Annotated in this window: 11 protein-coding genes; all 11 read right to left on the bottom strand. The window is 70.8% G+C overall.

Translation table 11 applies throughout. From position 1 onward, the window contains the following. Window positions 1-18: 18 nt before the first annotated feature. The 11 genes from ispG to ABT070_RS16280 all read right to left on the bottom strand — a co-directional run bounded on the left by ispG (window position 19) and on the right by ABT070_RS16280 (window position 11,618). A complete protein-coding gene (gene ispG / locus ABT070_RS16330) occupies window positions 19-1,176 on the bottom strand; it encodes a flavodoxin-dependent (E)-4-hydroxy-3-methylbut-2-enyl-diphosphate synthase (RefSeq protein WP_351760454.1) in 1,158 nt (385 codons plus the stop codon). A 4-nt stretch (window positions 1,177-1,180) separates the two neighbouring features. Next, window positions 1,181-2,203, bottom strand: a complete 1,023-nt coding sequence (gene hpnH / locus ABT070_RS16325; protein WP_351760451.1) for an adenosyl-hopene transferase HpnH — start codon at window positions 2,201-2,203, stop codon at window positions 1,181-1,183. A 5-nt stretch (window positions 2,204-2,208) separates the two neighbouring features. After that, window positions 2,209-2,850, bottom strand: coding sequence for a phosphorylase family protein (locus ABT070_RS16320; protein WP_351760448.1), 642 nt, complete (start codon window positions 2,848-2,850; stop codon window positions 2,209-2,211). Next, window positions 2,850-4,871 carry a squalene--hopene cyclase gene (gene shc, locus ABT070_RS16315; protein ID WP_351760446.1) on the bottom strand — a complete coding sequence of 674 codons (2,022 nt, stop codon included), beginning with the start codon at window positions 4,869-4,871 and terminating at the stop codon, window positions 2,850-2,852. The genes ABT070_RS16320 and shc overlap by 1 nt, the downstream gene beginning before the upstream one ends. 117 nt (window positions 4,872-4,988) lie before the next feature. Further along, on the bottom strand, window positions 4,989-6,017 hold the full coding sequence (locus ABT070_RS16310) for a polyprenyl synthetase family protein (RefSeq protein WP_351760586.1): 1,029 nt from the start codon (window positions 6,015-6,017) through the stop codon (window positions 4,989-4,991). Between the two features lie 110 nt (window positions 6,018-6,127). Further along, window positions 6,128-7,549, bottom strand: a complete 1,422-nt coding sequence (gene hpnE, locus ABT070_RS16305) for a hydroxysqualene dehydroxylase HpnE (RefSeq protein ID WP_351760443.1) — start codon at window positions 7,547-7,549, stop codon at window positions 6,128-6,130. Next, window positions 7,546-7,698: a DUF6380 family protein gene (locus ABT070_RS16300; RefSeq protein WP_351760440.1), complete on the bottom strand. Its 153-nt coding sequence runs from the start codon at window positions 7,696-7,698 to the stop codon at window positions 7,546-7,548. The genes hpnE and ABT070_RS16300 overlap by 4 nt, the downstream gene beginning before the upstream one ends. Next, the gene (hpnD, locus tag ABT070_RS16295; protein WP_351760438.1) at window positions 7,698-8,648 is read right to left on the bottom strand and encodes a presqualene diphosphate synthase HpnD; all 951 of its coding nucleotides are present in this window, start codon (window positions 8,646-8,648) and stop codon (window positions 7,698-7,700) included. Before hpnD ends, ABT070_RS16300 begins: the two co-directional genes overlap by 1 nt. Further along, window positions 8,645-9,547 (bottom strand): squalene synthase HpnC, encoded by a 903-nt coding sequence (hpnC, locus tag ABT070_RS16290; protein WP_351760435.1) that lies wholly within the window; start codon window positions 9,545-9,547, stop codon window positions 8,645-8,647. The genes hpnD and hpnC overlap by 4 nt, the downstream gene beginning before the upstream one ends. Before the next feature lie 360 nt (window positions 9,548-9,907). After that, window positions 9,908-10,696 carry an ABC transporter ATP-binding protein gene (locus tag ABT070_RS16285; RefSeq protein WP_351760432.1) on the bottom strand — a complete coding sequence of 263 codons (789 nt, stop codon included), beginning with the start codon at window positions 10,694-10,696 and terminating at the stop codon, window positions 9,908-9,910. After that, complete coding sequence (locus ABT070_RS16280; protein WP_351760430.1) at window positions 10,689-11,618, bottom strand: ABC transporter permease; 930 nt, start codon at window positions 11,616-11,618, stop codon at window positions 10,689-10,691. Before ABT070_RS16280 ends, ABT070_RS16285 begins: the two co-directional genes overlap by 8 nt. Window positions 11,619-11,698: the final 80 nt, after the last annotated feature.

Here is an 11,698-nt window from a genome sequence, read left to right as displayed (position 1 = left end):
CCCTTCGGTCCGTGCTGTTCAACTCACGGTGACGGCCGGCTCCCCCGCCGCGACGCCGTCCTGTTCCATCTGTTCGGCCAGCTTCATGGCCTCCTCGATGAGGGTCTCCACGATCTTCGACTCGGGGACGGTCTTGATGACCTCGCCCTTCACGAAGATCTGGCCCTTGCCGTTGCCGGAGGCGACACCGAGGTCGGCCTCGCGGGCCTCACCCGGACCGTTGACGACGCAGCCCATGACGGCGACACGCAACGGGACCTCCATGCCCGTGAGACCCGCCGTGACCTCTTCGGCCAGCTTGTAGACATCGACCTGGGCCCGCCCGCAGGACGGGCAGGAGACGATCTCCAGACCGCGCTGCCTGAGGTTGAGGGACTCCAGGATCTGGTTGCCGACCTTGACCTCCTCGACCGGCGGCGCCGACAGGGAGACCCTGATCGTGTCGCCGATGCCCTGGGCGAGGAGCGCGCCGAAGGCGACCGCCGACTTGATCGTGCCCTGGAAGGCGGGACCCGCCTCGGTGACACCGAGGTGCAGGGGATAGTCGCTCTGGGCGGCGAGCTGCCGGTACGCCTCGATCATGATCACCGGATCGTTGTGCTTGACCGAGATCTTGATGTCGTGGAAACCGTGCTCCTCGAACAGGGAGGCCTCCCAGAGCGCGGACTCCACGAGAGCCTCCGGGGTCGCCCTGCCGTACTTCTGGAGCAGACGGCGGTCCAGCGAACCGGCGTTGACCCCGATACGGATCGGGGTGCCGTGCTCCTTCGCCGCCTTGGCGATCTCCTTGACCTTGTCGTCGAACTGCTTGATGTTGCCCGGGTTCACCCGGACCGCCGCACAGCCCGCCTCGATCGCCGCGAAGACGTACTTCGGCTGGAAATGAATGTCCGCGATCACCGGGATCTGCGACTTCCGGGCGATCGTCGCCAGGGCGTCCGCGTCGTCCTGGGTGGGACAGGCCACCCGCACGATCTGGCAACCCGACGCCGTCAGCTCGGCGATCTGCTGAAGCGTGGCACCGATGTCGGACGTGCGGGTCGTCGTCATCGACTGCACCGACACCGGGGCCCCGCCCCCGACCGCCACCGGACCGACCTGGATCCGCCGCGACTCACGTCGCGACGCCACCGGCCGGACCGGCATCCCGGGGACGCCCAGGGAGACGGCGGTCATGCCGTCACTCCCGGTTTCCGTTGACGGTCTCACGCATGGCGCGCAGGGACTCCTTCAGCGAGCCCATGGTGGCGAGGACGGCGGTGGGCTCGTAGCCGCAGTGCGCCATGCAGTTGGCGCAGCGCGGGTCCTTGCCCCGGCCGTACTTGTCCCAGTCCGTCTCCTCGATCAGTTCGCGGTACGTCGGCACGTACCCGTCGCTCATCAGGTAGCAGGGCCGCTGCCAGCCGAAGAGCGAGTAGTTGGGGATCGCCCAGGCCGTGCACGGGAAGTCGGCCTTGCCCTCGAGGAAGTCGAGGAACAGCGGCGAGTGGTTGAGCCGCCAGCGGCGCCGGTTGCCGCCCGAGAAGGCCTTCTTGAACAGCTCCCGGGTCTGCTCCACACCCAGGAAGTGCTCCTGGTCGGGAGCCTTCTCGTAGGCGTAGGCGGGCGAGATCATCATCTCGTCGACCTTGAGGTCGTCGTTGAGGTAGTTGAGCACCTCGATGATGGTCTGCGGGGTGTCGGTGTTGAAGAAGGTCGAGTTGGTGGTCACCCGGAAGCCGCGCCGCTTGGCCTCCTTGATGGCCTCCACGGCCTCGTCGAACACACCCTCCTTGGCCACCGACTCGTCGTGCCGCTCCCGCAGCCCGTCGATGTGCACGGCGAAGGCGAAGTAGGGGGAGGGCGTGAACTTCTCGATCTTCTTGCGCAGCAGCATGGCGTTGGTGCAGAGGAAGACGTACTTCCTCTTCGCCACCAACTGCCGCACGATCTCGTCGATCTGAGGGTGCATCAGGGGCTCACCGCCCGCGATGGACACCATCGGCGCACCGGACTCCAGCACCGCGCCCACGGCCTGGGCGACCGGCATGCGCTGCTTGAGCACTCCCGCCGGATGCTGGATCTTGCCGCAGCCCTCGCACTTGAGGTTGCAGGCGAAGAGGGGTTCCAACTCGACGATGAGCGGGAACTTCTCCCGCTTGCGGAGCTTCTGTTCGACCAGGTATGTAGCGACCTTGATGGACTGGCGCAGCGGCATGGCCATGTGGCTCACCTCCGGGGGAGCAGAACATTACGGTGCCATTCGAAAAAAGCAGGCAGGACCGAGCGAAGGACGCGGAAGGCAGATATTCCCCCGCGTACCGTGCCGATCCGGACGAGTTCATGTTCAGGAGCGTCCACGACCACCCGGACGGCCGCAACCGGGCGCGGCTCCGCACGCACGGCGCTCAGAAGCGTGGCCGCCGACTCCATGTCGAGGGCGATCGCGCCGGTCGCCAGCAGGTCGGCCCGCTCATGACCGCGAACGACGTGGTCGGACCCGGTGAGGGGGCCGGTGTGGACGGTGCGCCCGGGCAGGGTGCGCGCGAGCTCCTTGACGAGCAGTTCGGTGCCGACGCACGGGACACTGCCGCGCGGGTCGCGGGTCTCCTCGGCGACGACGAGGTCACCGGGGTGCATACCGGGGGCGAGGCCGGCGCAGAAGCCCGTGGCCAGTACGGCCGCCCCCTCGAACATCGGGTCGGCGAGGACGCGGGTGACGGAGCGCTCCGCCGCCTTCGGTCCCATGCCCGTACGCAGGACGGTGACCGGCCCGTCGGCTCCGCCGCGGTCGCCCATGCGCAGGGCGAGGTGCTCGATGCCGAGGGCGCAGGCGATCAGCAGCGGGGACGGGACGGACTGCGTGCTCATCAGCCCCCCTTGGCCTCGGTGGAAGCCGCGTGCGGGGCGGGCTGGTTGCTGAACGGCTCTCCGTGGACGTACCGGCCGAGCGCGGTCAGCGGGAAGACCTGCCGGTAGAGGTGGTAGTTGATCGAGAAGTCCCAGGGGAAGCCGGTGCCGGTGAAGTAGGGCTCGTCCCAGGAGCCGTCCTCCCGCTGGGTCTGCGCCAGCCAGGCGACGCCCCGCTCGACGGCCTTGGAGTCCTTCTCCCCGGCCGCCAGCAGCGCCATCAGCGCCCAGGCCGTCTGCGAGGCCGTCGAGGCGCCCCGGGCGCTCCAGCGGGCGGCGTCCTGGTAGGAGCGCAGGTCCTCGCCCCAGCCGCCGTCGTCGTTCTGGACCCGCTCCAGCCAGGCGACCGCCCGCCGGATCGCGGGATGCCGGGCGGGCAGGCCGGCCGCGGTGAGGGCGGGCACCACCGACCCCGTGCCGTAGACGTAGTTGACACCCCAGCGCCCGAACCACGAGCCGTCCGGCTCCTGTTCGGCCAGCAGCCACTCGATGCCGCGTCGGGTGCGCGGGTCGTGCGAGAGCCCCTCGACCGCCAGCATCTCGACGACGTGCGCGGTGACGTCGGCGGACGGCGGGTCGATGACCTCGCCGAAGTCGCAGAAGGGCATCCGGTTGGGGAACGGGCTGGTGTTGTCGACGTCGAAGGCGCCCCAGCCGCCGTTCTTCGACTGCATCCCGAGGTTCCAGCGCACCCCGCGCGCGATGGCCCGGTCCATCCGCTCCGGGTCGTGGTGCTTGACCCGGCGCAGCGCGAGAACGACCTCTGCGGTGTCGTCGATGTCGGGGTAGTTGTCGTTGTGGAACTCGAACGCCCAGCCGCCCGGCGGTAGTTGGGGCCTGCTCACCGACCAGTCGCCCGGCCGGACGACCTGTTCGCCGAGCATCCAGTCGGCGGCCTTGACCAGTTGCGGATGGTCGGCGGGGAGCCCCGCGTCGGCGAGCGCGATGGCCGCCAGACAGGTGTCCCACACCGGCGACTGACAGGCCTCGATCATCCGCGCGCCGTCCTCGCGCCACACGGCGTAACGGTCCAGCGACTCGAGTCCCGCCCGCATCACCGGGTGCTGGAGGTCGTAACCGAGCAGGTGCAGGGCGATCACCGAGTACACGGCCGGCGGCTGGATGCCGCCCCAGGCGCCGTCGTTCTCCTGCCGCTCGATGATCCAGCGGGCGGCGGAGTGCAGGGCCGCCCTGCGCAGCCTGCGCACCGCGACCGACCGGTAGCCGCGCACGACCTTGTCGAGCCGCTGGAAGAGTCCGTCCCAGCTGTTGACCGGAGCGAGGGGCTTGGCCGGATTGGGGTTCGCGGGGTCGGCGTGCAGCTCGTCGAGGGGGAAGGGCGCCGGACGCACCGGGCGCTTCGCCGACACGACGGTGAGCGGCACGATCGTCTGCCGTGCCCAGCAGCCGAAGTTGTAGATGCTCAGGGGGAACCATTTGGGGAAGAACAAGAGCTCCGGCGGAAGTTCGGGCAGGTCCTCCCACTTCCACCAGCCGAACAGGGCCAGCCAGATCCGGGTGAAGACCCGGGCGGAGGCGATGCCTCCCTGCTCGCGGATCCAGCCGGAGGCCCGGCGCATGTGGGGCGCCTCCGGGGCGTCGCCCGCCAGCCGCAGGGCGACGTACGCCTCGACGGTGGCGGAGAGGTCGGGCGGACCGCCGTAGAAGGTGGCCCACGTGCCGTCCTCGCGCTGCTCGCCGCGGACGAAGAGCGCGGCGGCCCGGGTCGTGGCCTCGTCGCGGATGCCCAGGAACTGACGGAGCAGCAGGTCCTCGGCGTCCATCGTGACGTTCGTCTCGAGGTCGCCCTTCCACCAGCCCTCGGCGTCCTGCTGGGCGAGCAGGAAGTCGGTGGCGCGTTGCATGGCGCTCGCGGCGGCTTCTTGTACCCCGGCCGCCACGGGGATGGTGATGTCGGTTTCGCTGGCCGCGGCAGCGCGGGGCGGCAGGGCCCCGGGACTTCCGTCGGTCGTCGCTGTCATGGCTTCCCCTTCGTGCAGTGTGCATGGCGTTGCGTCTGCTGTGGGTCCGCCGTCGGCCGGTGCTCTCTCCTCGCACACCGGCCGGCGACTACGCGAGGGCTATTCGACCGATAGGGATCATCTCTTTCGTACGACGACGAAGTCGGCGAGCGCCGTGAACCGGTCCCGCACCTGCTCGGGCATGTCCACTGCGTTCAGGGCGTCCAGGGCGACGGCGTGCTGACGGCGTGCCTCCCCGGCGGTCCAGTCACGGCCGCCCGCTTCCTCGATCAGGGCGGCGCGGGCCGCGAACTCCCCTTCCGAGAAGGTCTCGAAGTCACTGCTCTTGGCGTCGGCGGCGAGGATCTCCCCGAGCCGCTCGGAGGCGGAGCCGTCCGCCGCGAGCGCGGCCACCACCGGCAGGGACTTCTTGCGCTGGCGCAGGTCGCTCCAGGTCTGCTTGCCGGTGGCCTCCGGGTCGCCCCAGATGCCGAGCAGGTCGTCCACGGCCTGGAAGGCCAGGCCGAGGTGGTAGCCGTACTTCTCCAGGGCGTCGGCGGTGTGCCGGTCCGCCCCGCCGAGCACGGCGCCGATGGAACTGGCGCAGGCCAGCAGGGCGCCGGTCTTGTTGCCCTCCATCTCCAGGCACTCCTCGACGCTGACCCGGTCGCGGTGCTCGTAGGAGATGTCCTGGGCCTGGCCGTCGATGAGGGCGCGGGTGGCGACGGTCATACGGTGGGTCGCCCGGGCCGCCTCGGCCGTGCCGAGTTCGAGGAGGATCTCGCCCGCGAGGGCGAACAGGGCGTCGCCGACCAGGATGGCCTGGGCGGGGCCGTGCACCTTCCAGACGGTGTCCCGGTGCCTGCGCTGCTCGTCGCCGTCCATCAGGTCGTCGTGCAGGAGCGAGAAGTTGTGGACCAGTTCGACGGCGACCGCGCCGGGCACGCCGACCTCGGGAGCCGCCCCGGTGACCTCGGCGGAGAGCACGGCGAGGGCGGGACGCACGGCCTTGCCGCCGTCGCCGTCGGTCGGGTTGCCCTGGGCGTCGATCCAGCCGAAGTGGTAGGCGGCGACCGTGTCCATGGGCGGTGCCAGACGGTCGACGGCCGCCCGCAGCACCGGGGTGGCCAGGGTGCGGCCGCGCTCCAGGAGCGCGGTCACGTCCACCGCGGTCCTCCGAGCGGCCGGCGTGGCCGGGGGCACTGTGGGCACTGTTTCTCCTCTTGTTGCGGTGCCGGAGAGGGTGCGGGGGTGTGCCGAGCCGGGCTGATCGAGCATCAGGCCGCCTCCTCGAACTCGAAGAGGCGGCGGGGGCGGGGCCGGCCCAGGGTGCGCAGCGCGGCGTCCGCCGCGCTCACACCGCTGCGGACCGCACTCTCCATGGTCGCGGGCCACCCTGTGGCGGTCCACGCTCCGGCCAGGTACAGGCCGGGGGTTCTGGTGCGGGCGCCGGGCCGAAGGCGCCCGACGCCGGGGGTGGGGGCGAACGTCGCCGTGCGCTCCCGGGTCACGAAGAAGTCCCTCACCTCGGCGCCGCGCGTGCCCGGCAGCAGCCGCTGGAGTTCGGGGAGATAGCGCTCGCGCAGCGCGGCGACAGGTGCGTCGATCTCGTTCTGCGCGGCGGACTGGGACAGGGCGAGGTACTGGCCCTCGCGCAGCCCGGAGGCGGCGGTGCGGTCGAAGACCCACTGCACGGGCGTGCCGAGCGCCGCGAAGAAGGGCTTGTCGAGCACCTTGCGGTCGTAGACGACGTGCACGTTGAGGATGGGCGCGGTGCCGATCTCCAGCAGCCGCCCGGCGTCGTCGAGCGCCCCGTCGGGGAGCAGGTCGTACGCCTCGCGCTGCGGGACGGCGAGGACGACCGTGTCCGCGCGCAGCGTCTCGCCGGGAACCTGGACGTTCCACGTCCCGTTCCCGTCAGGAGAGAGGGAGGTGACGCGTGTACGGACCTCGGTACGCACGCCCGCGGAGTCGAGCGCCTTGCGGGCCAGCCGGTCGTGCAGTTCGCCCAGCGGGACATGCGCCCAGCCGATGTCGGCGGCGCCCGGGTCGGACAGCAGGCCGGTCTTGAACACCATCGCGGCGAGCCCCAGCGAGCAGTCGCCCGCGACCGCGTTGAGGGTGGCGACCCCGACCAGGTCCCAGAGGGCCTCGACGGCGCGTGCCGACTGACCGTGCGCGGTCAGCCAGCTGCCGAAGTCGGTTGCGTCCAGGCGCGGATCGGCGAGGTCGAGCCCCTTGAGCGCGAGCGCGGCACGGCCCACCCCGGCGCGTTCGGCGAGCGAGAGATGCGGATACGTGGCGAGGCTGCGTCCCAGATGCAGGGGCACGGGCAGCGCGTCGCGCCGCAGTCTGCCGAGCCGCCGTCCCTCGGGCCGGGCCACATCGACGACGGGCACGTCGAGACGATCCTGCAAGGGCGCCAGCGCGCTGCCCTCGATGCGTTCGAGGAACCAGCGGTAGGCGGTGCAGCAGCGCAGGTACACGTGCTGTCCGTTGTCCACGGTCAGTTCGCCGCGCTGGAAGGAGAAGGCCAGGCCGCCGAGCCGGGGCCGGCCTTCGAGCAGGGTGACGCGTACGCCCGCGTCGGCGAGCGCGAGCGCGGCGGTCACCCCGGCGAGCCCTCCCCCGACGACGACGGCGGTGCGCCCCGAAGGGCCGGACGCTTCCGAGGCGTCCGCGAGTTGCTCGTCGTTCATCCTGCGCCCTCCCGTGCGGACCGGCCATGGTGTTTGAACTCTGCACCGCTGGCCGTCGCAGTCAGGGACGCCGCGCCGCACCGGAGGGTTGCGTGCCGCTTTTCGCCGGTGGAATCACCTTGGCCCACTTTGTCACCGATCGCATCCATCAGGGGTGCCTCCTGACGGTCCGCCGGGACACATGCCGGGCGTCCAGACCCGACAGCCCGCGTACGGCCACATAGGCCTTCTCCCGTCCGGGCAGCGAGACCCGGCCGCGCAGCACGGCCTCGGGGTCGCGCTCGATGCGGTCCAGGAGGCGGCGGTAGATGCCCGCCATGGCGGCGACACAGGCGCCGCTGCGCCGGTCGAGCAGGGGAAGCAGCCGGTAGCCCTCGGCGAAGAGGGCGCGGGCCCGCCGCACCTCGAAGTGCACGAGGCCCGCGAAGTCGGAGCCCTCCGGCGGCTTCGGTCCGTCGAACCCGGCCGAGCAGCCGAACTTCGCGAGGTCGTCGGCGGGCAGATAGGTGCGGCCGCCCTCGGCGTCCTCGCGGACGTCCCGGAGGATGTTGGTGAGCTGGAGCGCGAGCCCGAGCGTGTCGGCGTACTCCGGCGCGCGCTCGGCGCCGCGCGCCCCCGGTTCGGTGCCGAACACGCCGAGGGAGAGCCGCCCGATGGCGCCCGCCACACAGCGGCAGTACGCCTTCAGGTCGTCCCAGGTCTCGTAGGTCTCGCCGCGCACGTCCATCAGCACGCCGTCGATCAGCTCGTCCAGGCCGCGCAGCGGGACGGGGAAGGCCCGCGCCGTGTGCGCGAGGGCGACCGCGACGGGGTCGGTGTCGTCCTCCTCGACCTCGCCCGCGCGGACCCGGCCGAGCAGTGCCCGGGTCTCCTCGAGCCTGGCGGTCTTGACCTCGCCGTCCAGCGCGCCGTCGCCGATGTCGTCGACGCGGCGCGAGAAGGCGTACAGCGCCGACATCGCGCGGCGCTTGGACGTGGGCAGCAGCCGGATGCCGTACGCGAAGTTACGGGCCTGCTGTCCGGTGACGGTCTCGCAGTAGCTGTAGGCGGCGAGTACCGGCGCGGACACGTGCGGTGACGACTCCACGGCCCGGATCACCCCTCTCCTCGCAGGGTCACGCCCACCTCGCGCAGCAACCGGAGCCTGCCGGGCTTGGGCGGGCCGGGAAGTACGTCGTACCCGGCGGCGGCGATCGCCTTGATCGCCGCTCTTCCCCCCGCCACGAATCCCGCGAGCAGCAGCCTCAGCCTGCCGTGAACGCCACCCACCAGGGGGGCGCCTTCATTCAGCAGATCGCCGGCGCGTTCGGCTTCGTACGCGACCAGCGCGCGCACCGACGCGCCCGCGGTTCTCGTGGCCAGATCCGATTCCTTGACGTGAAAGCGCTGCATGTCCGCGGCGGGCAGATAGACACGGTCGCGGCCGAGGTCCTCGGCCACGTCCTGGAGATGCTCGACGATCTGCAGCGCGGTGCAGATCGCGTCGGAGCGGCGGATCCGCTCGGGGGTGGCGGCGCCGGTGACGGCGAGGACCAGCCGGCCCACGGGATTGGCGGACAGCTCGCAATAGGCGAGGAGGTCGTCGTAGGTCTCGTAGCGCGTGACGAGCTGGTCCTGACGGTTGGCGGCGATCAGGCCGAGGAAGGGCTCGGGGCCGAGCGAGCGGCGCCGGACGGTCGGCTGGAGGCGGCGCAGGAGGGGGTGGCGGGGCGTGTCGTCGAAGACCCGGCGCAGATCGGCCTCGAAGGCGTCCAGCAGCACGAGGCGGTCCTCGGCGGCGGTGGCCGACACGCCGAGCAGCCGGGCGTCCGCACCGCCCGGGGCGAGGTCGCCGTCACCGATGTCGTCGACGAGCCGGGCGAAGCCGTACACGGCCATCAGGTCGTCGCGCCAGGCCCGGGGCAGGAAGAAGGGCGCCACCGGGAAGTTCTCGTCCGCGGCCTTGTCCAGCGTGCCGCGCTCCGGGTCGCCGACACGTGGCGCGGCGGGTGCCGTCATCGTCGACCGCCCGGGGCGGGGACGGCACGGCTTGCCTCGATCTGGGGAGTTTCCGTGTCCATCGCCGTCACATCTCCCGTTCTACACTGCTGACCTAATACACACTATTTCGGACACGCCGCCCAGCCGCCCGCGCGGCGGCCCCGACGGCGGGTACTGAGCGTTTTCGCCCCACTTGGCGCGATTCGGGGGCCGGTCCAGCTTACGTTGTACAACGCGGCACGGTTCGCGGGGGTGTCCGGGACATCACAACAACACACCGATTGGCGTCAAGATTCCTAGGCCGAGCCGGAGTTGACGTTTCCTTTGCAGACGCAGGGCCCCGCCGGACAGTTCCGGCGGGGCCCTGGCCGAATCGCGCTACTTGCCCGAGAACTTCTCGTACTCGCGCATGACCTCTTCGGTCGGGCCGTCCAGCCGCAGTTCGCCGCGTTCGAGCCACAGCACGCGGTCGCAGGTGTCCCTGATCGACTTGTTGCTGTGGCTCACCAGGAACACCGTGCCGGCGTGCTCGCGCAGCTCCCGGATGCGTTCCTCGGAGCGTCCCCGGAACTTCGCGTCGCCGGTGGCCAGGGCCTCGTCGATCATCAGGACGTCGTGGTCCTTGGCGGCGGCGATGGAGAAGCGCAGCCGGGCCTGCATGCCGGAGGAGTAGGTGCGCATCGGCAGGGTGATGAAGTCGCCCTTCTCGTTGATGCCGGAGAAGTCGACGATCTCCTGGTAGCGCTCCTTGATCTGCTCGCGGGACATGCCCATGGCGAGCCCGCCGAGGGTGACGTTGCGCTCGCCGGTGAGGTCGTTCATCAGGGCCGCGTTGACGCCGAGCAGCGAGGGCTGGCCGTCGGTGTAGACCTTGCCGCTCTCCGGCGGCAGCAGACCGGCGATGGCGCGCAGCAGCGTCGACTTGCCGGAGCCGTTGGAGCCGATCAGGCCGACGGCCTCGCCGCGGTGGGCGACGAAGGAGACACCGCGCACGGCGTGCACCTTGCGCACCCCGCGTTCCGTGTCGGCGGAACCGCGCCTGACGATGCGGCTGAGCGCCGCGGTGGCACCGCCCTTGCCGGACTTGGCGCCGTTGACGCGGTAGACGATGTGGACCTCGTCGGCGATGACGGTCGGGATCCGTTGTCCCGGAAGCGGCTCAACCACGGCCGTACCTCTCCTCCGCCTGCCAGAAGTACACGAAGCCGCCGATGGCGACGAGGACGGCCCAGCCGCCCGCGACCGCCCAGACGTGCGCCGGGAGGTTCTCGGCGCTGTACTCCTCGATGAGCGCGAAACGCATCAGGTCCATGTAGATGGCGGCCGGGTTCCACTGCAGGATGTTGGCCACCCACTGCGGCTTGTCCGCGAGGAAGACGGGGATGGAGAACATCACGCCGGACGCGTACATCCACGTCCGCATCACGAACGGCATCAGCTGCGCCAGGTCCGGGGTCTTCGCGCCGGCCCGGGCGAAGATCAGCGCCAGACCGGAGTTGAAGCAGAACTGCAGGACGAGCACCGGGACGATCAGCGCCCAGGAGGCGTCCGGGTAGCTGCCGAAGCCGATCACGACCACGAAGAGCACCAGCATCGAGTACAGCAGTTGCTGGAGCTGCTGGAGGGCGAACGAGATCGGCAGCGAGGCGCGCGGGAAGTGCAGGGCGCGGACCAGGCCGAGGTTGCCCGAGATGGCCCGTACGCCGGTCATCACCGAGCTCTGCGTGAAGGTGAACACGAAGACGCCCGTGACGAGGAAGGGGATGTACACCTCCTTCGACATCCCCCGGCCGGCGTCGAGCAGCAGGCCGAAGATCATGAAGTACACGGCCGCGTTCAGCAGCGGCGTGGCCACCTGCCACAGCTGGCCGAGCTTGGCCTGGCTGTACTGGGAGGCCAGTTTCGCCCGGGAGAACGCCATGATGAAGTGCCGGCGCCCCCAGAGCTGCCGGACGTACTCCCGCAGCGCAGGCCGGGCGCCGCTCACGGCCAGCCCGTACTTGGCGGCCAGTTGTGCCGCCGTGAGGCCCTCGTCGGGCGACGGAGGCGCAGTCACCACGACTCCGACGTCATGCGTTGTCTCACTCACAGGTAGGAAACTTTCGTCTTCGGGATGCGCAGCCTTGACGAGGCCGGCATGAGCCGGGGGGCCCGCGGTACGGCCCGGGG

Source organism: Streptomyces sp. NPDC002884 (genome assembly GCF_040295245.1).
Classification (GTDB): domain Bacteria; phylum Actinomycetota; class Actinomycetes; order Streptomycetales; family Streptomycetaceae; genus Streptomyces.
Note: the sequence above shows the minus strand (reverse complement) of the source record. Positions and strands in the feature narration are given on the sequence as shown.